At 32.0% G+C, this 24,707-nt stretch carries 32 protein-coding genes; 20 read left to right on the top strand and 12 right to left on the bottom strand.

All coding sequences use genetic code 11. The annotated features are described in order from the left end of the window. Positions 1-57: 57 nt before the first annotated feature. From ACOQOS_RS22565 to ACOQOS_RS22545, 5 genes are read right to left on the bottom strand one after another with little or no spacing between them, the layout of a single operon-like run. On the bottom strand, positions 58-420 hold the full coding sequence (locus tag ACOQOS_RS22565; protein ID WP_420572692.1) for a 2TM domain-containing protein: 363 nt from the start codon (positions 418-420) through the stop codon (positions 58-60). Positions 421-438: 18 nt separating this feature from the next. Continuing rightward, the gene (locus ACOQOS_RS22560; RefSeq protein ID WP_420572691.1) at positions 439-774 is read right to left on the bottom strand and encodes a 2TM domain-containing protein; all 336 of its coding nucleotides are present in this window, start codon (positions 772-774) and stop codon (positions 439-441) included. Beyond that, the gene (locus ACOQOS_RS22555) at positions 774-1,118 is read right to left on the bottom strand and encodes a 2TM domain-containing protein (protein ID WP_420572690.1); all 345 of its coding nucleotides are present in this window, start codon (positions 1,116-1,118) and stop codon (positions 774-776) included. The genes ACOQOS_RS22560 and ACOQOS_RS22555 overlap by 1 nt, the downstream gene beginning before the upstream one ends. Beyond that, entirely contained in the window at positions 1,109-2,470 is a 1,362-nt protein-coding gene (locus ACOQOS_RS22550; RefSeq protein ID WP_420572689.1) for a 2TM domain-containing protein, read from the bottom strand. Before ACOQOS_RS22550 ends, ACOQOS_RS22555 begins: the two co-directional genes overlap by 10 nt. Positions 2,471-2,522: 52 nt before the next feature. Then, complete coding sequence (locus tag ACOQOS_RS22545) at positions 2,523-3,149, bottom strand: tetratricopeptide repeat protein (RefSeq protein WP_420572688.1); 627 nt, start codon at positions 3,147-3,149, stop codon at positions 2,523-2,525. A 469-nt stretch (positions 3,150-3,618) separates the two neighbouring features. Between ACOQOS_RS22545 and ACOQOS_RS22540 the strand changes: the two genes are divergently transcribed. Next, complete coding sequence (locus tag ACOQOS_RS22540; RefSeq protein WP_420572687.1) at positions 3,619-4,104, top strand: hypothetical protein; 486 nt, start codon at positions 3,619-3,621, stop codon at positions 4,102-4,104. Positions 4,105-4,108: 4 nt separating this feature from the next. On the opposite strand, the gene ACOQOS_RS22535 is transcribed toward ACOQOS_RS22540, so the two are convergent. After that, positions 4,109-4,477 (bottom strand): hypothetical protein, encoded by a 369-nt coding sequence (locus tag ACOQOS_RS22535; protein WP_420572686.1) that lies wholly within the window; start codon positions 4,475-4,477, stop codon positions 4,109-4,111. A gap of 68 nt (positions 4,478-4,545) precedes the next feature. Between ACOQOS_RS22535 and ACOQOS_RS22530 the strand changes: the two genes are divergently transcribed. The 3 genes from ACOQOS_RS22530 to ACOQOS_RS22520 all read left to right on the top strand — a co-directional run bounded on the left by ACOQOS_RS22530 (position 4,546) and on the right by ACOQOS_RS22520 (position 7,476). Next, entirely contained in the window at positions 4,546-5,196 is a 651-nt protein-coding gene (locus ACOQOS_RS22530) for a hypothetical protein (RefSeq protein WP_420572685.1), read from the top strand. 64 nt (positions 5,197-5,260) lie between these two features. Beyond that, entirely contained in the window at positions 5,261-6,244 is a 984-nt protein-coding gene (locus ACOQOS_RS22525) for a hypothetical protein (protein ID WP_420572684.1), read from the top strand. 497 nt (positions 6,245-6,741) lie between these two features. Then, positions 6,742-7,476, top strand: a complete 735-nt coding sequence (locus ACOQOS_RS22520) for a hypothetical protein (RefSeq protein WP_420572683.1) — start codon at positions 6,742-6,744, stop codon at positions 7,474-7,476. 82 nt (positions 7,477-7,558) lie between these two features. On the opposite strand, the gene ACOQOS_RS22515 is transcribed toward ACOQOS_RS22520, so the two are convergent. Next, positions 7,559-8,869, bottom strand: a complete 1,311-nt coding sequence (locus ACOQOS_RS22515; RefSeq protein WP_420572682.1) for a phosphatidylserine decarboxylase — start codon at positions 8,867-8,869, stop codon at positions 7,559-7,561. A 129-nt stretch (positions 8,870-8,998) separates the two neighbouring features. On the opposite strand from ACOQOS_RS22515, the gene ACOQOS_RS22510 reads away from it, so the two are divergent. From ACOQOS_RS22510 to ACOQOS_RS22480, 7 genes are all read left to right on the top strand, one after another. After that, positions 8,999-9,514, top strand: a complete 516-nt coding sequence (locus ACOQOS_RS22510; protein WP_420572681.1) for a GNAT family N-acetyltransferase — start codon at positions 8,999-9,001, stop codon at positions 9,512-9,514. Positions 9,515-9,635: 121 nt separating this feature from the next. After that, positions 9,636-10,148 (top strand): hypothetical protein, encoded by a 513-nt coding sequence (locus ACOQOS_RS22505; RefSeq protein ID WP_420572680.1) that lies wholly within the window; start codon positions 9,636-9,638, stop codon positions 10,146-10,148. 9 nt (positions 10,149-10,157) lie between these two features. Beyond that, positions 10,158-10,751: a hypothetical protein gene (locus tag ACOQOS_RS22500; protein WP_420572679.1), complete on the top strand. Its 594-nt coding sequence runs from the start codon at positions 10,158-10,160 to the stop codon at positions 10,749-10,751. 39 nt (positions 10,752-10,790) lie between these two features. Further along, positions 10,791-11,264 (top strand): DUF1572 domain-containing protein, encoded by a 474-nt coding sequence (locus tag ACOQOS_RS22495; RefSeq protein WP_420572678.1) that lies wholly within the window; start codon positions 10,791-10,793, stop codon positions 11,262-11,264. 45 nt (positions 11,265-11,309) lie between these two features. After that, positions 11,310-12,065, top strand: coding sequence for a hypothetical protein (locus tag ACOQOS_RS22490; protein ID WP_420572677.1), 756 nt, complete (start codon positions 11,310-11,312; stop codon positions 12,063-12,065). A 26-nt stretch (positions 12,066-12,091) separates the two neighbouring features. Beyond that, a complete protein-coding gene (locus ACOQOS_RS22485) occupies positions 12,092-12,571 on the top strand; it encodes a hypothetical protein (protein WP_420572676.1) in 480 nt (159 codons plus the stop codon). Between the two features lie 12 nt (positions 12,572-12,583). Beyond that, a complete protein-coding gene (locus ACOQOS_RS22480; RefSeq protein ID WP_420572675.1) occupies positions 12,584-12,970 on the top strand; it encodes a hypothetical protein in 387 nt (128 codons plus the stop codon). Positions 12,971-13,086: 116 nt separating this feature from the next. Here the strand turns inward: ACOQOS_RS22480 and ACOQOS_RS22475 are convergent, their stop codons facing one another. Both ACOQOS_RS22475 and ACOQOS_RS22470 read right to left on the bottom strand, forming a co-directional pair. Next, positions 13,087-13,407, bottom strand: coding sequence for a hypothetical protein (locus tag ACOQOS_RS22475; RefSeq protein ID WP_420572674.1), 321 nt, complete (start codon positions 13,405-13,407; stop codon positions 13,087-13,089). 263 nt (positions 13,408-13,670) lie between these two features. After that, positions 13,671-15,824 carry a TonB-dependent receptor gene (locus ACOQOS_RS22470; RefSeq protein WP_420572673.1) on the bottom strand — a complete coding sequence of 718 codons (2,154 nt, stop codon included), beginning with the start codon at positions 15,822-15,824 and terminating at the stop codon, positions 13,671-13,673. 203 nt (positions 15,825-16,027) lie between these two features. On the opposite strand from ACOQOS_RS22470, the gene ACOQOS_RS22465 reads away from it, so the two are divergent. Genes ACOQOS_RS22465 through ACOQOS_RS22450 form a run of 4 tightly spaced genes read left to right on the top strand, consistent with a single transcriptional unit; the run spans position 16,028 to position 18,238 of the window. After that, positions 16,028-16,285: a DUF6576 domain-containing protein gene (locus ACOQOS_RS22465; protein WP_420572672.1), complete on the top strand. Its 258-nt coding sequence runs from the start codon at positions 16,028-16,030 to the stop codon at positions 16,283-16,285. Beyond that, positions 16,285-16,824, top strand: coding sequence for a metal-dependent hydrolase (locus tag ACOQOS_RS22460; protein ID WP_420572671.1), 540 nt, complete (start codon positions 16,285-16,287; stop codon positions 16,822-16,824). Before ACOQOS_RS22465 ends, ACOQOS_RS22460 begins: the two co-directional genes overlap by 1 nt. Then, the gene (locus ACOQOS_RS22455; protein ID WP_420572670.1) at positions 16,821-17,486 is read left to right on the top strand and encodes a lysoplasmalogenase; all 666 of its coding nucleotides are present in this window, start codon (positions 16,821-16,823) and stop codon (positions 17,484-17,486) included. The genes ACOQOS_RS22460 and ACOQOS_RS22455 overlap by 4 nt, the downstream gene beginning before the upstream one ends. A gap of 56 nt (positions 17,487-17,542) precedes the next feature. Further along, on the top strand, positions 17,543-18,238 hold the full coding sequence (locus ACOQOS_RS22450) for a lysoplasmalogenase (protein ID WP_420572669.1): 696 nt from the start codon (positions 17,543-17,545) through the stop codon (positions 18,236-18,238). On the opposite strand, the gene ACOQOS_RS22445 is transcribed toward ACOQOS_RS22450, so the two are convergent. Beyond that, on the bottom strand, positions 18,235-19,518 hold the full coding sequence (locus ACOQOS_RS22445; RefSeq protein WP_420572668.1) for an NAD(P)/FAD-dependent oxidoreductase: 1,284 nt from the start codon (positions 19,516-19,518) through the stop codon (positions 18,235-18,237). The two genes, ACOQOS_RS22450 and ACOQOS_RS22445, sit on opposite strands and share 4 nt — an antisense overlap. Positions 19,519-19,673: 155 nt before the next feature. Between ACOQOS_RS22445 and ACOQOS_RS22440 the strand changes: the two genes are divergently transcribed. Genes ACOQOS_RS22440 through ACOQOS_RS22430 form a run of 3 tightly spaced genes read left to right on the top strand, consistent with a single transcriptional unit; the run spans position 19,674 to position 21,085 of the window. Next, complete coding sequence (locus ACOQOS_RS22440) at positions 19,674-20,168, top strand: RNA polymerase sigma factor (RefSeq protein ID WP_420572667.1); 495 nt, start codon at positions 19,674-19,676, stop codon at positions 20,166-20,168. 3 nt (positions 20,169-20,171) lie between these two features. Further along, positions 20,172-20,798, top strand: coding sequence for a hypothetical protein (locus tag ACOQOS_RS22435; RefSeq protein WP_420572666.1), 627 nt, complete (start codon positions 20,172-20,174; stop codon positions 20,796-20,798). A 26-nt stretch (positions 20,799-20,824) separates the two neighbouring features. Beyond that, positions 20,825-21,085, top strand: coding sequence for a hypothetical protein (locus ACOQOS_RS22430; protein WP_420572665.1), 261 nt, complete (start codon positions 20,825-20,827; stop codon positions 21,083-21,085). A gap of 88 nt (positions 21,086-21,173) precedes the next feature. Here ACOQOS_RS22430 and ACOQOS_RS22425 read toward each other — a convergent pair whose 3' ends face one another. Both ACOQOS_RS22425 and ACOQOS_RS22420 read right to left on the bottom strand, forming a co-directional pair. After that, positions 21,174-21,971 (bottom strand): lysophospholipid acyltransferase family protein, encoded by a 798-nt coding sequence (locus tag ACOQOS_RS22425; RefSeq protein WP_420572664.1) that lies wholly within the window; start codon positions 21,969-21,971, stop codon positions 21,174-21,176. A gap of 38 nt (positions 21,972-22,009) precedes the next feature. Beyond that, positions 22,010-22,657 (bottom strand): NUDIX hydrolase, encoded by a 648-nt coding sequence (locus tag ACOQOS_RS22420; RefSeq protein ID WP_420572663.1) that lies wholly within the window; start codon positions 22,655-22,657, stop codon positions 22,010-22,012. A gap of 2 nt (positions 22,658-22,659) precedes the next feature. Between ACOQOS_RS22420 and ACOQOS_RS22415 the strand changes: the two genes are divergently transcribed. Next, on the top strand, positions 22,660-23,370 hold the full coding sequence (locus tag ACOQOS_RS22415) for a peptidylprolyl isomerase (protein WP_420572662.1): 711 nt from the start codon (positions 22,660-22,662) through the stop codon (positions 23,368-23,370). A gap of 10 nt (positions 23,371-23,380) precedes the next feature. Continuing rightward, complete coding sequence (locus tag ACOQOS_RS22410; protein WP_420572661.1) at positions 23,381-24,667, top strand: hypothetical protein; 1,287 nt, start codon at positions 23,381-23,383, stop codon at positions 24,665-24,667. The last annotated feature ends 40 nt before the right edge of the window (positions 24,668-24,707 follow it).

The following is a 24,707-nucleotide window of genomic DNA, read 5'->3' as shown; positions in this document are numbered from 1 at the left end:
ATGGACAAAATACTTTTACATTTAAAATTCATCATTCAACATTTATAATGTAAAAAGTTATTCCCAGTTTTGACTGTTGTCTGACATGTATTCTTTAATTTTTCGTTCTTCCCACTTCTTCCCTAGCATTAAATCAGGTCCAAAAACACCTGCTGCATGAAATGCAATTCCAATTCCCCAAAAGAAAGCTGTAGAAAAATGCCCAAACGTCCAAAAGTTATCTCCTTTGTCTAAGTTAAAGCCAATCAGTGCTAAAATAAATACATTTATAATGATATAAGAAGCTAAATGTCCGTAAAAACCTTTTAACTTTTCTACTTTTTTTCGGGCTCGCATATAGCGTTCTTCATCTTGATAGCTTCTATTATAATTGAATGATGAAGATGACTCCGATGTTTTTGTTGAAGGCAATCTTTCCATAATCTTTTTTTTAATGTGTTAACTACGAGTTTCCTCGTTCATATATTGTTGAATTTTTCGTTCTTCCCATTTGTGTCCGAAGATGTTAATACTTGAAAAAACATTCGTCCCATGTATGAACAAAACAATTCCCCAAATAATCCAAAGTGTATATACATCTCCATCTGTAAACGAACTTTTTATCGTTGCTCCAGCTTCTATGTTATGATAAAACTCTCGAAAAGAGACAAATAAATTTACCAAAACATAGATTGTTAAATGCTTGTAAAACTTTCGCAATGCGACTACGCGTCTTTTAGCACTTTCATAAGCGTCATTTCTTCTAGTATCTTTTATATTTCTGTATGTTTCCATTAGTTGTATCGTTTATGTTGATCTTCTCTTCCCATGTATTCTCGTATTTTTCGCTCTTCCCATTCGCTTCCTAAGATGCCATTCTTTACAAAAATACTATATGCATGAAATGCCAATCCAATTCCCCAAGCTAGCCAAACTATGAATGTTCCAAAGTCAAAAAAAGCTTCATTGAATGTTTCTCCATTGTCTAAATTCCTCATTATTTTTTTAATGCTAATGAATAGATTTACACATAAATACACTAAAAGATGCACATAAAAACCTCTAATGTTTTTCACTTTTTTCTCAGCGCGTAAATATGCTTGCGCTTTTTCATGATCTTTATCTTCTATTATCTCCATTTTTTACGTTCTTCTTGTTCCATGTATTCTCTAATTTTACGCTCTTCCCAGTTTTTCCCAAAACGTCCATCTTCAACGTATACGCTCATGGCATGAAAAGCTACCCCAATTCCCCAACCAAACATTGGAAACCAAAACCATTGGAATTCCCAACTTGTTCTCCAGTTAATGAATGCTAAAAACGGAATGACTAAACAGTACGATAATAAATTATAATAAAACTCTTTTAAACGTTCTACATGTTTTCTTGCTTGAATGTATTGATCGTCCAAACCTTTTTCTCCTGTACCTATTGCTCGTTGTCTCATGACTTCTTTTTGTTTTGTGAGCATCGGAATTGCTACTTGAAAGTCCGATGCTGTCTTGTTAATATAAACCTGACGTTGAGTAAGTAAATTGTATCGCTGTGTTATATTACTTAAACCTACGCCACTACTCTTTTTTACGATTTGTTTTTCTTGAAGGTTATTTTGTATGATCAAATTCCCTTTATCTTCGTATATTTTTATGTGTAACGGTTTTGAAGGCGTTACTCTATTGTGTTTTACCGCGTTTTCTAGTAATAACTGTAATGACAGTGGCACTACTTTACTCTCTGGATTACTAGCTGCTTCTGGAGCTTCAAAAATAATACTGTCTTCAAAGCGCATTTTTAGCAAACTCATATATGTTTTAGCAAACTTTAATTCTTCATCAACCGTTACGAGTTCTTTATTCTTTTGCTCCAATACATATCTGTATACTTTGGAAAGTCCTGAAGTAAATTTTTGTGCTTGACGCGGATTTTCATCAATTAAAGAACTTAGTACATTTAAACTATTGAATAGAAAATGTGGATCTAACTGATTTTTTAAGGCATCAAACTGTGCTGATGCGGTTCCTGCAATTATTTTTTGCTCGGTAACTTTCTTTTTTTGTAATTCTTTGTAAAAGTATATTGCATGAAAAAAAACAGAGAATACGATTGTAATTAATAATGCTCTAAAGTAAAAATCAAGTTTTTCTGTTTGAATAAATTCCTGATAAGTTTCACCTTCTATTAAAATTTCTTGCACCATTCGCACTAAAAAAACAGTAAAAATGGTAATGATTACTGAACCTACAATACCTATCAATAAACGGTAACGTTTCAAGTTTTTCGTCCAAGTTACATTTGAATTTAGGTAATCAAAAAAGTACGAGTTTACAATACTTATTGGAATAGAATACAAACAGTAGTAACCAAAAGTGATTAACAATCGTCTATTAAATTCAATAGAACCACCGCCCATGTATGTAAATACCAAATCAATACCTAATAATAAAATGGAAATAAGGAATCCGATAAATACAACTTTACTAAACTCTTTCATGGTGATTTGTTTTGGCTTCTTTCAAATATACTAAGGATTTTTAAACGACAGTTTATTTTTTACATTCTCCTACCATATACACAGCACGTTCTTTTCCCCAACTTGGGCTAAAATCATCCTTTGGTTTTTCTGCTTCAAATAGTTCTTTTGATCTTTCTATTTCTTTACAATATGGTGCTGTATCTTTCCCAAAATAACGTGCGCTTCCCATATCCCATTCTGCTTTACACAATACAACTCTCGGATTATCTTTAGCTATTGCAAATGCTTTTGCGTAGATTTCTCCCACTTTTGGAGCATATTGCATTCCGTATGTAGCACCATCATAAGCAACCCAAACTGTATACAACATTGCTTGCATTACCATAATTTCTGGATTGTTTGGTGAAATACTTGTGGCATGGTCTATTTGCTTTTGAGCTTTCTCTAATTGTTGTGTTAGTTTACTTTTATCTTTTATTGTAAAACCATCCATGATATTAATTTGTGCAGCGTAGTACGATGGCAACCATTCTGTTGGTGCTGCTGAAGATATACGTTCAAATAAGTTTGCTGCTTCTGCACTTTTCTTTTCTTCTAAAAGTGAGAATGCTTTCTTCATTCCTTTTTCATACTTCGTTTGTGCATTTGCTACTGCTCCAAAAAATACTAGACTTAAAATTAATACTACTTTTTTCATTGTTTACTTTTTTTTGATGATTGATACTTTTTTTGAATGTCTTTTTAAATGATTGAAAAAACATATTCTACGATGATAAATGCGATACTGATCATTTTTTGATTGATTTGATTGATGGTTCAAATATCCTATAAAACAGCTATCTGTAAAAAAAGAAACTACTGAATTGTAATTTTTTCAGGATGAATTGTCGTGAAGTGTATTTTGGGTTAAATTGTTTGTTCTATATTTCGTTTCAAAGTATAAACTCGTAAACTTATAAAACTCATAAACTTCTTTTGTGTATTCGTGTTTTGTCTATTTGTGGATTTGTCCTAGGAACTTCGGAAGCAATTCAAAATTCACCATTCAACATTTAGCATTTAGCATTTAGCATTTAACATTCTAACCAAAATCTCCCTACAAATAGGTATTTCATGCTGTTGAGGATTCGTTACTTTTAAGAAACTTAACCTATGACATATTACAAATGAAGTTTTTCAATATTTTAGAATATTTCTTATTGATTTCTACATCTATTTTATTGTTGTATAATTTTGTCGCAACTGTTCTTTTCCCGTTAAAAAAGGAATTGTTTACAACAACAAGAAGCTTAAAAAAAATACAACAAGTAGTACTCATCATGATTTTAATTGGAATGATTGTTTATCTCTTTTACACAAAAAATACGATAACAGCGCAATCATCTATGATAATCATTCCTTGGATTTGGGGATTTTTAGCAAGTCATCTTTTTAGCGTTCAAAATAGAAATTGGTTCATTGAATTGCTTGGTTTAAGTATATTGTCAGCAATTACCATTGTATTGTTTTTTAAACAACAAGATATTAATGAATTATTCGCACAAAAAAGCATCTTTCAAACCTCGTCATATTTATATATTGTATATGCAGGATTGGGATTATTGCTAGGAAGATTGCTTTGGCCTGGTAATGAAAACACTACGAATAACTGAGATTTTATACAGTTTTGCGCATTACATGCATATAATACAGCATACAAGTAATATTAAAAACTAAATTAATTACAAAAGGAATTAAAAGTAGTGTAAACTCTGTGTAGTATATTCCTAGAATAAACCAAAAAGAAGGAAATAGAAATGTAGCGATTTTTTCCCAATTTTTCTTGTAATCAGGAATCGTAAAGTAGATTGTATACAAAAGTAAGTTTACGAGCGCCCAAACCATTACAAATATATAAATCAGATTAGCTTCACCATAGATATCACCAATATTTATGTACACAAGCATCCAGGGCAATACAATGTTTATGAGTAATGAAAGGAAATAAAAATTCCTTACGAGTTTCTTGGCAACTTTTTTAGACATCTTTTGGTATAACTATTATAATCAAAGATAGTTTTTTCATAAGTTAGTAGTACATAAATAAAATCTAGATGAAGAAGATCATACAAATTTCTTTTGTTCTATTCTTGAGCATGTGTGTAATTTCATGTTCGTTTGGGCAAAAAAAGAAAGAAAAAGCAGCAAATCCTGAAAATGAATTGTTTCTTGTTGACAACACTTTTTGCAAAGAGAAAAATGTGCCTATCATTGAATTTAGTGTGGAATATCCTAAACATATGACTATTTTCCCTGCTGAACCTTCTGAACTTCCCAATCCAAATTATGCCGTAATAGGAAAATATAGAAATTCTAGCACTATTTTGGAAGCTGTTCAGATAGAAGCTATATATGTGTCTGACACTGAAAGAAAGAAGGTTGATAAACAAAAAACACTGCGAAATATAATGAAAGGATATCGCAATTTCTTCAACACTTTTACTGGTGAAACGGATGTATTTGAAGTCAACGGAAAAAAATACGCTATGATGAGAGGAAAAATTGATGGTCGCTTTCATGCTACAAATGCAGGAACTTTGACAGGAAAATATTTGATGCAATCTGTAGTGGTTATGAAAGATGAGTATACAGGAATCGTTTTGACAATGCTAGCCGATCAAGAGAAAACCGATATTAAAACTTATGATGACTTTTTTAGCAAAGGTGATATAGGAGAAATTTGGAAAACGCTTGAAATGTATTAGTTATCATTAATTCTTTAAAAATAAAGTTTCTACATTGAACGTTATCTTACTAAATAAAAAAACAATGAGAGTTCTTTTTTCTATATGTATATTTCTATCCACACAGTTTGTGATGACGCAAAACAGTAGTGAAGCACGTGCGCAAATTTGGAGTCTTTTAAAGAAAAACAATAAAGATTCGTACCAAATGATGCAGCATGTATACAATTTTCCAAATGAATTTAGTATCCAAAATAGTGTCATCCAATTATCTGAACCTGGAGATTTTATGACCTATGTTCGTGGATATGAAACACGTCAACTCTTAGAAGATATTTCTACCGTTGTTCATGAATGCACACACGAATATCAAAGTAGAAAACCACTCGAAATACTCAGTAAACAAAGTACAAGTAATAAATCTGCAAATGCATGTATTGTGTATTATATAGATAAAACAGAAGAATATTTGGTAGAAAGAACACAAACATTTCCTTCTGTTCAAATTGCACGTCTAATTCCTGAAGAAGTTCGTTTTTTTAGATATGAAACCTATGTAAATACCAATGAAGAATATTTAGGCACACAACAACATGGAATTTATGGATTGCTGGAAGAATGGAGTGCGTATTTAAATGGTTTTAGAACTTCTATTCGAAATTTTTCAGCATACAAAAAATTAGGAATGGAAGGTTTAAAAGGTTATTTGGAAGATACAGGAAGTATTAAAATTACATATCCTGAGTTTAAATGCTACATGCTACACTATCTTTCATACGCTCGTAAAAATAATCCTGGAATATATCAACAGATCATTCAAAACAAAGATTTTAAAAAAGCATATCACGCTATAGACAACCGTTTTGTAAAACTCATGAAAGCACATGAAAAGAATATTGCTTTGATACAAGCTGAAGTAATAAAAAGTGGACTCGCTTTCGAATTAAAAGATAACTTTTACTGGCTTGGAAATAATGGTATTGGCGCATATCAGCAAGAATATAATACTTTAGCAACGCATGTGTCTACACCAATATTTAAAAATGTATTGGCTGATTTGAAAAGGTAAAATAACATGGATAAAATTATTTCTAAAAACTTAATTACCTTAACAATAATATTTTTTCTGATTTCAGTTTCTTTAATAAAAGAGTTTACATCAGACATTATTCTAACAAATAAGCATTACATAGGTTTTACTTTAATTTTCCTCACAGTTCTGTTATACTTCTTCTATAAAAAATGGTTTATTTATTTTCTCTTTTATGTATTATTAGCTGGTTGTGTTGATTTAATTGACATTTTTTATATCACTATTAACGTTAAGATTATCTTCGTAACCTTTAACCCTATATTTATTATATTATTTATTTTGCATTTAATCTTCAATAAATTTATGGACAATCAACTATTCCCTTGAATTCTAGAAAATAAAAACTCCACAACCACTTGAATTAAGATAGTTACAGCAATTTTCTCAAAGCATAGACAATTCGTAGACAAAATACCTACTTTACAAATTATAAAGTAGATATGCAGTATATTTAAGATATTTCTGTAAATATTATGAATACATATTCCGATAAAAAAACAAATAAAAAAAGTGAAGCTGTCACACAAAGAATTGCTGACACACAACAAGCGAATCATACTGCTTTACAATTTGTAGATAACAGACCAGAAGCTACAATACAAAGAAAAATACTAAATATCCAAACAGCACAACCGATACAATTACAAAAATTACCTGTTGCAAGACATCGTGAAATTGTAAAAGATGCTGCAAAATTACTTGATTCTCCACAAACCGCCAGCGATAATACCTGGATAAAAGCAATATATAAAGAATTGGATGGTACTGGAAATCCAGCAGCCAATAAATGTGTTGACGAACTTATAAAGCAAAACATTATAGATATGAATGATTGGCTTTTGATAGAAAAAGATTATAAATTATATAAATCTAGTGGCCCAGAAGCACTTGAACTGCATGAACGCCATAATGTCCCTAATATTCATGGAGCTGAAGAAGCAGCAAAATGGGTAGCTTCGTTGATAAAAAATAGAATTGAAGATTTGTACTCAACATTGGCTGGATTTCCAGGACATGCTATACAAGTACAACAAAGCATCACGTATTTAGGTGATCGTTATAAAGAAGGTAAGTTTGATCAAGATGCATATAATGGTTTTTACACAAAAATTGTAAATGCACTGCGAACAGAAAAGGCAAAAGCACCTGTACATGGTATTCCAGAGCATACCTATAAATTTTATGAAAAAGGAAATGTTACCATATAAAAAAACGCCACAACTACTTGAATTAAAATAGTTGCAGCGCTTTTTATGACTTTTCGAGGCTAAAGTCTATATTATTCTATTACTACTTATTTGCGTAAATAGCCGTTTGTCCATATTGGAAGTGAATTGGCACATGTCCTGGATCTTTTTTGAACATGTATAAATCTTTTTGTGGTTTTTCGAACAACATGATGATATCTGAACCTCCAAATCTAAATTTCCCAAATTCTTGTCCTTTGACTACTTTTTGACCAGGTTTGATCAATTTTTCAGCTGGAACTCCTTTTGGCGGATTGTTTTTTGTGTACATCATTACACCAGAAACTTGTGCCATTCCTATAGGAAGTACAGCTACTTTTCCAACATCTTTTCCTCCATCAAGAATGACTAAACCACGTGCTTGTTCAAATTCGTAACCATCTTCCGCGCCATCTGGTGCATCCCATTGTCCGTCTGGAGTCATTTCTACATTCAAAAATACTTTTCCACGAATGTCTTTTATTTCTAATACTTTCCCATGTACTGGTGTATGAAAACGGTGATAATCATAAGGTCCTAAGAAATAGTGAACAAACGTTCCGCCATTAAAATCTTTGGCGTATTTGCTTCCGTCTAATAATTCTTTTACGGTTCCAATAACGTGCGTATGCTTTAATCTATCGGTTGTTTTTTTCCCATCAGCATCCAATACATTTCCATTATCGTCAATCTTATAATCTGCTTTATACGTACAATCTGCTGGTGCTACAATGGTTGTATTATCTTCTGGCGCTGCAATTGGACGCAATGGTGAAATTCCTGTTTTTGCGTCAGCATCATTAAATTCTCTGTAAAAGAACTCATTAAACGTGTTCCAGCTTTCTGAATTATCTCCATACAAAGGATAATTATACATCGGATTGTGCCTAAAAGAATAATAACTTTCTTTGGTAAACGATTCTTTCGTATCTAAAAATGCGCCCCAAGCTTTTGCAAATTTCTGTAGCCATTTTGCAAACTTTGGAAAACTCTGCATAGATAAACTCGACTCTTCTACTTTTTGATCAACCAACCAATAAAATTGACATAACAAATCGTATACCTTTTGGTTGTAACCGTTTGAAGAATCTGTACTTTTCCACGCATCAGGATAATTTGGATCACTACTTTCGTCTGGAACCAAACGCACATACATATCTAAATAATCGTAATAAAGTTCTATCGTTGTTGGCCATGCATTTCCATTAAACTCATCATTAAAAGCATTGTATAAATCTGAATTTAAATTTGTCTTTGCAGAAATATTTGCGGCTTGTAAAGAGACTAGCAACGCATTTTTCATTTCTGAATCTTTTCGAAGTAACTTATCTAAGTCTCTTACAATAGCGCTATGTTTAATTGATTTATTTTTCATAATACTCATATGGTTTGGGTTAATTTACTTTTCAAATGTATTATTTAAATAGCTAGAAAATTAGCGTATTAACAACCTGATTTTTAAAGCGCGTAGATTTACTTACTTTTATAAAAATTTTCTTCAAAAATGGTTCGCATACAAAAAGCTACTGTACAAGATGTCAATGCAATTGCTCAAATTGGCAGCACTACTTTTTTAGAGACTTATTTAGAAAACACGCCTAAAGAAGCTGTAGAATCTTTTGTAGCAACTACTTTTACAGTGGATATGCTTACCGCAGATTTCCACCATGAGAACAATCATTATTTTATGATTTTTTTGGATGATACACTTGTCGGATATTCTAAAATAGTACTCAATGTCGCAAATGAAACTATAGAAGGAACACAGCTTACAAAACTTGATCGTTTGTATGTGCTCAAAGAATTTCATGGGCAAAAACTGGGCGCGCAACTATTTCATTACACCATACAATTTTCAAAGGAACAACAGCAACATGGAATTTGGTTGTATGTACTCATTGAAAATGAACGCGCATTGAACTTCTACAAAAGAAATGATTTCAAGATTACAGGAGAATACAATTTTAAAGTCTCCGAAACGAGATACAATCCAAATTATATAATGTATTTAGCATACTAACTCGTTTTAAAACAAAATAATCATTCCTTTACAGTTTTTTGTCTTTTATGAGTGTAAGCAACTATTCACGTTCAAAAGTTCCGTACTTTAGAAATGATTAACACCTCAACAATCTTTCAAGATGAACCGTAACATTTTTTTACTTTTCCTGTTTTTTATGTGCTTAAGTTGTAATGATTCAAAAAACAACACTCAAACTCCTATAAAAATCGTCAGTGTTTTTGATGCTCAAGAAGTAGAATGGTTTAAATCGAAAGGTACTGGAACGATCTCTGGAACCGCTAAATTTAAATCAAAAAACGGTGAAGTACGTTTTGGAAAAGAATTTCGAATAGAACTTATGCCAAGTTCTAGCTATACAGAAGAACGTTTACAACATATTTATCACAACAAACAATCTGGCGCAGTTTATGCAGAAAACGGAATTCTTACATTTACACCCGATCCAAAAGGATATCATGATACTATAAAAATGATGTGTGATGAAAACGGAATGTTTACCTACAATAATCTTCCCGCAGGAGATTATTACGTTATTGCTTTTATGCTTTGGGATACAACTGGTGGCGGATTGATGCAACGTGTTACACTTTCTGAAGGTGAAACTACACATATTGAAATGAAGAATTTCTAAATGACTTTCGTGAAAAAACATTTTTTATATCTGTTGATTATCAGTTGCTTCTACTCGTGTTCGAAAACAGAAGTCACTCAGTTTGTATTGTTTGATGAGGAATTTACCTTTACGCGCGCAGATGCTTTGACTTCTTCGCCAAGCAAATCACATTACTACGTAACAAATGATATGCTACAGCTAAACATTCCTAAAGATTGGACAAGTCCTGTAGATTTTAGGAACGGAAATGTACATATACGTATCGAAGTTCTGGAAAAACCAAAAGGGAACGAACCTACCAAATGGACACTTTGTTATATTCCGAATAAAGGACAAGGAAATATGTACGGTTGTACTTCTACCGATATATTTACCAAAACTGGTATTTATGAAAAAGAAGTTTCTATGAATGAATTCTGGGAAAATGAATCAATTATCTGGTCGGAAGGCATCAAACAAATGGATTTGGTCATTAAAGATGATAGTGGCGGACAAGGACATGCGCACAAACGCGAAGATCATGAAAAATTCTTCCCAACCAAAGTACGAATCACCATGATTCAGGTAGCCAAAGGCGCTACATATAACTCAAAATTAGTTGATGATGTTTTAAAATTTTAACTGTATATTGTGACTGTTCACAGCTTTTAAAATTGTAAAATGAAACAAGAAAATCTAGCCAAAAATCTCGCAGATCGCTTGCGCGAAATATTTACGGAAGGAAAATGGGTTACAGGAACAAATGTGAGAGACGAAATTATGAATGTCTCTTGGGAAAATGCTGTTAAAAGTATACATGGTTTAAACTCAGTTGCCAAACTAACCTTTCATTTACATTACTATATTGCTGGTGTAGCAAAAGTTCTAGAAGGCGGAACGTTAGATATTAGCGATAAATATAGTTTTGATGCGCCAGTCATAACATCTCATCAAGATTGGCAAGATCGTATTGATCTTTTTTGCAAAGATGCAGAAAGATTTATTCTTTTAGTAGAGAACATGACCGAAACACAGTTATCTGATGATTTTGTGGTTGCAAAATATGGTACGTATCAACGAAATATTGATGTAATGATTGAACATGCGTATTATCATCTTGGACAAATTGTGTTGATTAAAAAAATGATGCAATAAAAAACAGTTCTTTCTATTAAACAACAAATTACACTACAATCAAACATGGCATTTTTCATCAATTTAGATCCTAATACAGAAGAAATTGAAGCAACATATAACAAATACTTAAACCGAGAACAAGAATACCCTGAAGCTCCTGTAGAGAAAAGAAAACCGCTATTGATCTTCTTTTATTTGTTATCTGCACTAATTAGTGGAATTCCAGCCATCATACTACAGATACTGAGAATTCCTTTTTTAATCATTAGAAAGATTCGAATAGGAATATTGAAAAAGGAAAGCAAATGTATTTTTGATGAAAACTATGGATCTGATCCTGATAATTGGCGTGAACATGTGTTTGAAGATCCGGGGTATAAACCATCCAAAAGTGATAAAAAAATACAAGCACAAAAAGATGAATATTTAGAAAAAGCGACTTCTTTACGAGAGGAATGGTATGAAGAACCTGAAAATCTTAATAAATTAGTTCATTACGCAACTTATAATCGTGTTGTGGAAGGTCATAAAGGAAATAAAAAATGTCTTTTTATTTTAGATCAATTAAAAGAATTACCCGAAAAATCCAATCTAAATTATGATGTTTTATACTGGAATTTACATGTTTTAAATAGCAGTTTAAATATGAAAAATCAAGCAGCATATTATAAAAATATAGCTTCAAAGAATGGCTATATTCCTGAAGATGAACAAATGTCAAACTTTAAAAAATACATACTTGCACTTGCATTTTTCACGAATCATTCTTGGAAAAAGCTCTATCGTCAAATAGTGAATTGTTGGCCGTCTTTGAATTAAATATTATTAGCAGAATTAAAAAATACATGAAACTTTTTCCAACGACAACACGCTATTTTCGGTTAATAGATGATAAATTAGAAACCATTGATCGCTTAAAGCGAAGAACAGATAAGTCACACAATTTAACTTCTGATTATACAGATAAAACTTTTAGAGGAATTATAAAGGATAATCAATTTAAGCTAATTTCTTCAGTAATCGGAAAAGGTGCTTTTTGTGTAATGAAAGGTGAAATTAATACTAATGAAGGACATGTTAGCGTAGAAATACATAAAGTGTTTAGAATTCTTTTAAGCATTATATTATGCTTTCCTCCTATTGGCATTACCATAGTTATTTTACTTGGTCAAGAAGAATTTCATCCAGTTTTTATTCCAGTAGTCATCATACAAGTAATAATGATTCGATATATTTTTATAGGTTTGGCTTTTAAATCATTATCAAGATATAGTCTGAATAGACTTCGTGATGTATTGGACGTAGATTGGATACAAAAAAAATAAACCATTAATACTATGAAATCAATTCCCGCTTGGAATCCGGTAGCTATAAAAGATATTGTAGGTACTTATAAAATTTCTGGTGTAAATCAAGATATTCATAGAACAACCTATGCTGGCATTTTACATTTATCGCTTAATGAAAATGAACGTGTTATTGCACGTTGGTCCATAGGTAATGATTCACAAATAATGCACGGTATTGGGTTTTATAAGGATAATATTCTTGTAATTAACTTTCAGTATGAAGCTACAAATGCTAAAGTGTTTAAAGGAGTTGTCGTTTATCGCGTGTTGAACAGTAATATTCTTGATGGTTTTTGGTCAGAAAAGCATGGAGACCAAAAGTTTTTAGGGGAAGAACAGTGTCTTAGAATCAATACTGTTTATGCTATTAATTGAAACTTGTAAAGACTTCTCGTTTTCAATTGTTTGATACAACTACATATATATCATAAAAAAACCTCAAGTAAGAGATAAGCTTACTTGAGGTTGTTTGCCCTTTTATTTATAACGAATTACTTCGTAAAAAGTCCAGAAAAACCACTTGTTTCTTTCGTAGACGAAACGCCTCCTGCTAGTGTAATTCCTCCTGAACCATCTGTTGTAGGTGTTGAACCTGACATTCCAACGAAATCCCAACCGTATGTATTGGCTGTATAAATTTGCATTACCGTTGTCGGTCCTACGTTGTTGTCAAAGTGATAACGAACTGAAACCTCGTATGCAACTCCTGCAATCGTGAATGTTCCACTTCCTTGTCCGTTTGAATTGTTTGCTTCTTTAATCTCTAACGTTGCATTTAATGCTTTGTTACTATATGTTCCTATGATACTCATGATGTTGATAAATTGTTTCCTTACTCTATTTATTAGTAGGCTTTTCAGGTTACGCCAATTTGGTATTGATGAATGTCAAAAGTCAATTATTTCAGCTAGCTATTACTTTTTGACAATCCAAATTTGGGAAATAAAAACTTACTTTTTCAAAAAAATAGAACGAGTTGAGCATTTTATGGAACGAAAACTAAAATTTGTAGCACCAAATATGACACAGATTTTAAAAAACTAATTATCGAGCAAAAATGAAATCCAACAGACAACTACAATGTATCCAACTGATTACTCTTTTTATCATCACTAATAGTCCAAAAGAAACCAACAAAGAAAAACTGATCTGCAGCCGGACGACGTGTCATTCGCTGAAATGTTCCATTGATATCTGGCTGATTTGCATATTCATACCCAAAAACATTTCGAACTCCTAAAGCATTTGATACTGAAAAGTATAGTATTTTTTGTGGCGATAGTAAATATGCCCAATTCACACTCAAACTATGATAATCTTTTGTTTTTTCTGATAAAAAACCTGTCGTATTTGGATTTGTATATGTTCTTCCTGATGAATAGTTATAACTAAATCCTACCTGACTTTTCAATTTATCAATCCAATGTTTAGTTACTAAAGAAAAGTTATGTTTTGTAGCAAAATTTGGCATTGCTTCTACTGGAAAATTTTCAAATTTACGCTGTGTGTCTAAGTACGAATACGAAACCCAATAATCTACATTTTTAATGCTTTTGTTGTCTCTCCAAAAAATATCTAAACCAGTAGCATGTCCAAAACCATCATTGGCAAAGCTTGAATTTGGATCTGGAAAATCTCCTGAAAATGTAATTAAATCGTTGTATTCTTTATGATACGCTTCTGCTCTAAATGTTTTTCCTTCATGTACATATTGATAGTTTAAGATATAATGTGTCGAACTTTCTGGCTTAAAACCTGTATTAAACTTTAAATAATTATTATTCGGATTTTGATAAAATTGTCCAAAGGCAAACGATACTTGATCTTTCTCAGAAGTTTTATACGCTACTGATAATCGTGGTGAAATTGTTGTTTTGTCCAACATATCTGTATGATCTAAACGTACTCCAGCTTTCATTGCAAAGTTTTTAGAGAAAAATATGTCCGTTTCCGCGAAAGCGCCAATTAAATTACTTTTAAAACCGTAATCAATTTTTTCTACAAAAGGATTTTCAAAACTTTCGTCAAAGTCAGTCGTAAAATATTCGGCTCCAAAACTTAGTTTGATTCTATTGCTAAACTTTCTTTTCAATTTAGTTTTAAAGTGAAATGAATTTTCTAAACTGTTTACTTTATCGTCAATGATTCTAATTTTTGAATTGTCGCGTGTGTAACTCAACCCAGAAGAAATAGACCAATTTTCGCCAAAAACACCTTTGTACGAACCATTCATATATAAGTTATTATTGTTTAGCTTAAAACGAACCAATTCATCAAAATTGATACTTTCTTGATCGAGTTCAAAGTCTGTAATATCAAACGCAGTATAAAATTTTAAAGTTCCATTCTCAAAATGATGACGAAATACACTTTCTCCTTGTCCGCCTTGAAATGGTTTTTTCCACTCATTACGATCTGGAAATAGTTCTAAATACGGAGCAAGATTGATGTATGAAGTACTAAAACTCACGGAACCTTTCTCCCACTTTTCTGTATGTCCAAGCGCACCACCAACAGTCATTACAGAAATATCTGTTTTCTCTTGATCAGGTTCATTAATTGTATTTAACTCTAAAACTCCAGATAAAGCTTGACCGAATTCTGCAGAATATCCACCTGTAGAAAACGTAATTCCTTTGAATAGAAACGGCGAATAACGTCCACGCGCAGGAATGTTGTTCGTTGTATTGGTATACGGTGTAAACACGCGAATTCCGTCAATAAAAATTTGTGTTTCTTCTGCTCGTCCACCACGTACAAATAAACGTCCATCTTCAGCAACTGTACTTGTTCCCGGTAAAGTTTGTAAAGCGCCTACAACATCTCCTAAAGCGCTTGCTGTGGTTACAATGTCTAAAGGTTTTAGCGCTGTGACTTTTGCATTTTCTCCAGCTTCAAACGAACCGGCACTTAAAATTACAGCATTGAGCGCATCTACATTTTCTTGCAGCTTAATGTTTACATCTTTCATTTCTGAAACATCTAGTGTTACCTTTTTAGTTTCAAACGATAAAAAAGAAACAATTAAAACCTGCGTTCCTGTTTCTTCTGTCGTAAAATTAAATGCACCTTTTTCATTGGTAGAAGCGCCGTCAAATGTTCCTTCAAGATATACGTTTGCGCCAAGAATTGGTTGGTTAGATGAATCGGTTACAATTCCAGTAACTGTAGTTTGCCCAAAAACGATATGTTGTAAACACAAACAGAGAACAAGTATTATTTTTTTCATGATATTATTTTGTTTTTTACACTGAACTGAGTCGAAGTGTTGATTGATGATGGGACAAATCTCTTTCGAAATGAATGATTCTGAAAAAAGGAAATGCTCAATTGTCGTTATTTTAGGATGAATTGTATTTTTAGTCCATTGCACAAAAAACAGAAATATTGTAGCTTTGATGTATAAAAAATCCCAACAAGTACTATTTGCTTATGAGTTTAATGCCTTTGATTTCTGTAGCGGTTATCGCTATCTTTGTTTACATCATCTTTACATCAAGAAAGAATAGTTCTGGACTTTCTAAGAGTTCTAATCAAAAGTATTATACGATTGATGATGAATTTAACGCAAAACGAAAAGCAAAACAGGAAAACATTGATCGCATTCTCGAAAAAATAAGCGATAAAGGTGTCGAAAGTTTAACTCCACAAGAAAAAACGATTTTGGACGAATATTCTAATTCTAAGTAATGGCATCTATTTTTGGGCATGCGCTTGCTGCCTACACGATAGGAAAAGTTTCTAATCTGAAATTAAATCCAGTAAAATTATCTTTGTTATTTATTTTTTGTGCTGTCATTCCTGATGCAGACGTTATTATGTTCCAATTTGGATATTCTTATATGCATCCGTTGGGACATCGCGGATTTACACATAGTATTTTGTTTGCTTTTCTATTGTCCTTTTTGATGCGTGTCATTTTCTATAGAAAAATCAAGTACTTTTCTAAAACCGGAATTGTTTTATTTACCGCTTTTTTATTGGCTACACTTTCGCATAGTTTGTTGGATGCATGTACAAATGGCGGAAGAGGCGTTGGTTTTTTGATTCCATTTGATAATTCACGTTATTTTTTTCCTTGGCGACCGATTTTGGTTTCGCCATTAGGTGCTCGTAATTTCTTTAGTGAATGGGGATTGCGTGTATTACAAAATGAAGCTTTTTATATTGGAATTCCGTGTGCAATCTTAATTGCGATGACGATATTCTTTAAAAAGAAAGATCTATGAAAACGAGATTATTTACCATCATTTTTATCATTATCGTAATACTCGAACTTATTTTTGGAAGTTTTGAGAGTTACACGACTTGGCATTATTTTACAAAACCTGCCATTGTAATTACGTTGATGTTATTTTTTATATTTAATTCAGATCATCTTCATTTTTCAGTAAAAATAACTACAATATTGGCACTACTCTTTTCTTTGTGGGGCGATGTTTTATTGATGTTTGTCACAAATGATGAAGGTTTTTTTATCGCTGGATTGATTTCTTTTTTAATAGCACACATAATGTATATTGTCGTGTTTCTGCGTGATCGTAATGGAAAAAAAGATAATCTTTCATGGGCTGTATTGTTTTTACTATATGCTATAGGATTATTTTGGATAATTAAAGATAATTTGGGTGATTTGTTAATTCCCGTATTGATATATATGACAGCAATTCTTACAATGGCAATAACTGCGTTTATGAGAAGAGGAATGGTATTACGGCAAGGATTTCAATATGTATGTGTTGGAGCAGTATTTTTCATTGTATCAGATAGCCTTCTAGCTGTAAATAAATTTCACAGCACACTTCCGCTTTCAAACCTAAGTATTATGACTACGTATGCTACTGCTCAATTTCTAATAATTACTGGAATCATCAAAAGTTACCAAAAATAAATCTGTACTATTTTTTTTACTAAATTGCAACGCTTTTTAAAGGCGCATTGAAGTATATGAAATTTTTTAAAATTTTTATTGCACTTTTCTTACTGAATCTATCTTTAGACATTTATTTTAATAATGCTAAAGAGTTTTACGAATACAGACTAATTACCAAGCCATTAATTACGGTTATTTTAGGTATTTTCTTTTTTATAAATAGTGTTTCATTAAAACCATTGGATAGATGGACAATAATTTCCGCTCTTCTATTTTTGTGCGCTGGAGATACAATCTTATTAGAAGATACTCCTTTTTACTCCTTTATTGGTGGTTTATGTTTGTTTCTAGTAGCAATATTGCTCTACTCGTCTTATTTTTATAAACAGACAACATACGATATTGATCGATTGATTCCTTTTTTGGCAATTTCTTTATTGATTGCTCTTTCTTTGATATACTTAATGTATGATGGACTACATAATTTACTGATTCCAGTAATGATTTATATAGCAACTGTTTTAAATTTTATGAAGATTGGTTATTTACGCTATAAAAATGTAAATAATGCTAGTTATCGTTTTGTATTTATGGGCACAATCTTTTTTGCTGTAGCGCAAATTATTATAGGCTTACATGCTTTTCATAAAGCAGTTCCTTACAAAGACATTTCTATCATGCTTTTTTATGGTTTTTCTCAACTCTTCCTTATCTTGGGTATATTGAGTATTAAATGCTCCGAAAAAGATGATTTAGCATTATTAAACTAACGCTGTTTTGTTTTTTTAAACGGTCTAATAATTAGACGTGCTTCTCTGTCAAAACGAATGTAATTGTAAACCCAGTTGATAAATACAACCATTCGATTTCTAAATCCGATTAAAAAGAAAAGGTGTACAAACATCCATACAAACCATGCAAAGACTCCTTGAAATTTAAATTTTGGTAAATCTACTACTGCTTTATTACGACCTACCGTTGCCATAGAGCCTTTGTCGAAATAGCTAAATGGCTTCATTTCTTTACCATTTAATTGACGAATAAGGTTTTTCCCTAGATGTTTTCCTTGTTGAATAGCTGGTTGAGCCATCATAGGATGTCCATAAGGATAGTCTTCACTTTGCATAGAAGCAATGTCACCAAGCGCATATATGTTATCAAAACCTTTTACTTGATTAAATTGATTTACTAAGATTCTATTGCCTCTTGTAATGAGTTCTTCACCATCTACACCTGCAATTGTTGCTCCTTTTACTCCTGCAGACCAGATTAAAGTAGCTGCTTTGAAGCTTACTGTATCATTCGTACTTACCCAATCGCCATCATAATTAGTTACGCGTAAATTTTTCCAAACATCAACGCCAAGTCCTTGTAAATAATCTTCCGCCTTTGCGGATGCTTTTTCACTCATGGCTGGTAATATTCGATCTGAGCCTTGCACCAAATTGATTTTCATCTGACGAATGTCTAAATCAGGATAATCTTTTGGAAGAATTCCTTTTTTTATTTCTGCCAAAGCACCAGCCAATTCTACACCAGTTGGTCCGGCTCCTACAATGACAAAATTCATTAAAGCATTTCGTTCTTCTAGATCAGATTTCAAAATGGCATGTTCAAAGTTTTCTAAAATCAAGCTACGAAGATTCAACGATTGCGGAATCGTTTTCATCACCATACTATGTTTTTCGATTTCAGAGTTTCCAAAAAAGTTTGTTTTTGATCCTGTAGCAATCACCAAATGATCATAGGCTAAATCGCCAATATCAGTACACACACATTTATTTTCTGTGTCTATAGCATCAACATTTGCCAATCGGAAGTAAAAATTAGGGTAATCCTTTACAATTTTACGAATCGGATACGCAATAGAATCTGGTTCTAATCCGCCTGTAGATACCTGATATAGTAAAGGTTGGAATGTATGATAATTATGTTTGTCGAGTAAAACAGCTTGTACTTCTTGTTTTCCGAGTTGTTTTGCTAATGAAACTCCTGCAAATCCACCACCTATAATGACAACTCTTGGAAAGCTCGTTCTTGGTATATTCATAAAAGATTGATCCTTAATACTGAACTCATTTTAATTTTTCAGTACTTGAAAAAGTCATGAATTCATTACAAAAATACAGCTTTCTAAAAGTTTTTTTAAAAAATATGTAACATATTTGTATTCATAAACACTTATAGGCAAATAACCATCAAAAATTGAGCAAAAACCTCGAACATAGTTTTGTTACAGAATTAGAACGTCACCAGAATATCGTTCATAAAGTTTGTAGAATTTATACATCTGGCAAAGATCAGCACAACGATCTTTTTCAGGAGATAACGATACAATTATGGAAAGCATATCCAAAATTTAGAGGCGATTCTAAATTCAGTACTTGGATGTATCGTGTAGCATTGAATACTGCTATTACATTGTACAGAAAATCTAAACGTCGTGTAAAAACACAAGATTATGAAAGTGTTGTTTTTAAAATAACATCCGAGGATTATGATGATACTGAAGAAGAACAGTTAAAAATTATGTATAAAGCAATCAAGCAATTATCAGATATTGAAAAAGCCTTGATTTTCTTATACTTAGAAGATAAAAATTATAAAGAAATAGCCGAAACAATTGGTATTACGGAAGTGAATGCACGTGTGAAGATGAACAGAATTAAGACCAAATTGAAGAAGATTTTAAATCCATAAATTATGGAAGAATTAGATTTATTAAAAAAAGACTGGAAAAAGCAAGAGGTGAATCAACCTAAGCTATCCTACAATGATATTGACAAAATGATCCTGAAGAAGTCATCTTCTCTCGTTAAATGGATTTTTTATGTCAGTTTACTAGAATTAGGTTTTGGAGTTGCAAGTGTGATTCTCATATTTATTTTAAAACCTGAAGCCATGGAGAACTCAAATACACCAATTTGGTTTAATTGGTTTTATTACTTTTCCTCTGTTGTAGTATTTTATTTTATTTATAAGTTCTTTAGAAATTATAAAAAGATTTCTACAACAAGTTCCGTAAAAGATTTAATGCAAAATATTATTACGACTCGTAAAACTGTAAAACATTATGTAATGTACAGTTTGAGTGCTATTGCAGTAACTGTTTGTGTTGCTGTACCAACAGGTTTTATTGCAGAAGCAGGTGGAATGGAGCAATTTAAAGCAGAAGCAACAGTATCAAGTTACTTAATGTTAGCATTGGTTACCATCTTGTTAGCTTGTCTTATAGTACTCGTATTTTATGGAGTGTACTACTTATTATACGGATTACTTACAAAAAAGCTAAAACGCAACTACACAGAATTACAACAATTAAAATCATAAAAACTTTACCGCAAAACTACAACATCATGAAGAAGATACTTTTATTAATAATGTTCGCAATGTTTAGTATTTCTATCAGTGCTCACGAACAAACAAATACTTTTCAAAGCCAATTCAATACATCGTTAGTCACTCCAAGTGCGACAACTTCTATGTATACAATGAATAATGGAGGTTTTATACAACTTATTTATAAAGTATTCAACAAGGTTGGACATGTTCTTTATACGACTATTAATACCAACGAAGTACCAAACGAAGAAGAAACAACAAATGAAAACAACTAGTTTTAGTTGTTTTTATTACTATCATAAAAAAAGGACTCAGCATATACTATTGAGTCCTTTTTCTATTCTATTTTTTTAAAGCTATTATTTAATATCTTCGCTTTTCGTTCAATTTTTCCATGGCTTCTATTTCTGCTTGAGGAATTACTTTTAAGAACGAAGGATGCTGTTCTATAGCATATTCTATTTTTTCTATGATGTCTTTAACGCTTTCGTTTTCGTAATCAATTTCTAAAGGCTGTTTAATTTCCATAGATTGCAGAATTCCTTTCTTTTTGATACGCAATCCTTTTCTATCGAAAGAACGTCTAAATCCATCAATTACAATTGGTACAACAATAGGTTTGTAACGTTTAATGATATGTGCAGTTCCTTTTCTAATAGGTTTCCAAGGTCTAGTAGTTCCTTGCGGAAAAGTAATCACCCAGCCGTCATCTAAAGCGATTCCAATATTGGAAATATCACTCATCTTTACTTGTCTGTTGACATCTTCTCCGTTTGCTCTCCAAGTACGTTCAATACTCACAGAACCTGCGTATGCAAGTATCTTTGGAAGCAATCCTGCTTTCATAGTTTCCTTTGCAGCAACATAGTAAAGATTTAACTTAGGATTCCATAAATATCCTACATTTTTGATAGAATCACCACGTCCGCTTAAGCTCGCATTAAATACGTGAAACATGGCTACAACATCTGCAAAATATGTTTGGTGATTAGAGACAAATAACACATTTTTGTCTGGTAATGAGCGTAATACCTCAGAACCTTCTATTTTTAGCTCATTAAAACCACGATAACGTCTGTGCGTCATTGTTCCCGCAATTCTAATTAACCATTTTTTCAAAAAGAGTATATGTCCGAAAGGATTTCTTTTGAATAATCCCATGTATGTTCAATTTTAAACGAATTACAAACTTACAAAAACTAATTTGAAATGGCTTTAGAAATGATGTCTTTAACTTCACTCAACATCATAGCCGTTGCGCCCCAAACCACATAATTATTGAGATAAAATGCTGGAACTTGTATATTTTTTGCATAAGAAGTTGTCAATTCTTTTTCTATCATTGATGTTTCTGATAAGAAATCTGTAAGCGAAACTTCAATGATTGATTCTACTTCTGATGGCTGCGGAACAAACGTTGGTGTTTCTTCCAAAATTCCAATATAAGGCATCACTGTAAAATTACTTGGCGGAATATAAGTGCTGGTAAGTTCTCGTATTACTTGAATACTATTGCGATGTACACCTACTTCTTCTTCTGTTTCTCGTAACGCAGTTGCTTCAAAATTTACATCTTCTGGATCTACTTGTCCTCCGGGAAATCCAACTTGATTGGAATGTACACCTTTATACGTTTTACGTAAAATTAATACTAATGTAGTTTCATGTGCTGCGTTTGGATAAAATAGTGCCATTACTGCAGACTTTCGAGCATCTTTCATACGATCTTCCATAGCTTTTAATTCTTTTTGACGAATATCTGGTGCCATTTTCAACTGAGAAGAAACACCTGGAAGCTGGATTTTTGCTATTTTTGGAAGGATTTTTTTAAAATTATCAAAATTCATTTATGAAAAAGATTTGCTCGGTACTTATTGCTATATCCGTTTTGTTAGGTTGTGAAGATACTAAAACTTCTACACCTGCTTTGAACGAATCTCAAAAAACTGAAACGACAAAAACTACTAAAGAGTCAGAGAAAAAGAAAGCGAAAAAAAAGCAGAAAGAAGTACTTATTACAAATGATAATGTTCTAGATTATATGATTGCTTACGGTGAAAAAAACAAAGAACGAAAAGTTCGTATTGTTACCGATTTCGGAAATATTGATCTCGAATTGTATAATGAAACTCCCTATCATAGAGCCAATTTTATCATGCTGGCAAAACGTAACTATTTTGAAGGCACACAATTTCATCGTGTCGTAAAAGATTTTGTAATTCAAGGAGGAAATTCAGATGGCTGGAATGTTGCTAAAAAACGTGAAAAAATTGGTAAATACTTGCTTCCGCCAGATACAAAAAAAGGGTTCAAACATAATAGAGGTGTCATTTCAATGCCGAGTGGCGATATTGATCGCGCATATAAATTTGCGTCTCCTTATGAGTTTTTTATTGTTCAGAAAAAAGGTGGAACACATCATTTAAACGGAGAATATACTGCCTTTGGAAAAGTAATCGCAGGTATGGATGTTGTGGATGAAATTGCAAACCAAGAAACCGATAAAGGTGAATGGCCTAAAAAAAATATCATGATTAAAAGAGTTGAAGTCCTCGACTAAATTATCTTTTGTGTACGCTTATACATTTTCTGTAGGTTGTTGTTACGATATTATTAGTTTTGCCGCAGAAAAATTCTACACATTTAATTTTATGAAAAACTACACAAACGCACTGATCATTTTCTTGATGACAACATCAGGAATTTTTGCGCAAATTAACTTTGAAAAAGGACATTTTGTAACTGAAAACAATATAAAAACTGATTGTTTTATTAAAAATGAAGGCTGGGAAAATAATCCTTCCAAGTTCGAATACAAGTTAACACTAGATGGTGATACAAAAGTATTACGCATGACCAACTTAAAATCGGTGGTTATTGATAATGCTTACAAATTCGAAAAACATACAGTACAATTTGATGATACAGATCGTTCTATTAAGAAATTATCTTATGAAAGAAGTCCTAGATTCACCGAAAAGACGTTTTTATTAAATGTTTTGATTGAAGGAAAAGTAACACTCTACTCCTATATTGATGGAAATAAAAAAGCATTCTATTATAAAAAAGAAGGGAAACCTATTACAACATTGATTTACAAAGTGTATTCTAATGAGAATCGCGCTATTTTGTATAATAAACGTTACCAACAACAATTATTAACAGAATTAGCATGTGGGACAATTTCTGAGAAAAAAGTTTCGAGAGTTGATTATCAAACTGGTGATTTAACAGCTTTTTTTAGAGATTATAATGAATGTAAAGGAGCAACTACTACTGAATTTAATAAAAAGAAAAAAGGTACGTTTCACTTAAAAGTGACTGCTGGATTTTACAATAGCAGTTCTAAAACAGACTTAGGATTGGCTACTTTTTTTAGAAGCGGACTTGATACAGATGCTGCATGGGCACCTACTTTTGGAGCTGAATTAGAATATGTATTCCCGTTTAATAAAAACAAATGGGCAATGTTTATTGCGCCAAATTATAGCTCCTATAAAGGAGAAGGTAAATTTTTAGATTTACTAGTTGAAAGACGTTTTGAACTAGAATATAGCGCCATTCAAATTCCTGTAGGTTTCCGTCACTATTTTTTCTTGAATGATAAGTCAAAAATATTTTTAAGTGGTGCAATTGTTGTTGATTTACCATTGAATCAAAAAACCGCTGGAAATTTTATTATTCCTGAGGAAGATTTTAAAACATCTGCAGGTGCTGCTTTTGGTTTTGGATATAGTTATGATAAATATTCTATTGAAGCAAGATATATTCCTAGCAGAGAACTTGTTGAAAAAGCTTCACAATCTAGTGTAAAATTGAATCAGTTTTCAATCACGTTAGGGTATACACTTTTCTAAAAAATAGTGAGTAAAGATATTTACAAAGGAACTAACACAT

This window comes from Kordia sp. (assembly GCF_965224175.1).
Taxonomy (GTDB): Bacteria; Bacteroidota; Bacteroidia; order Flavobacteriales; family Flavobacteriaceae; genus Kordia.
This window is presented reverse-complemented; position numbering and strand designations above follow the sequence as displayed.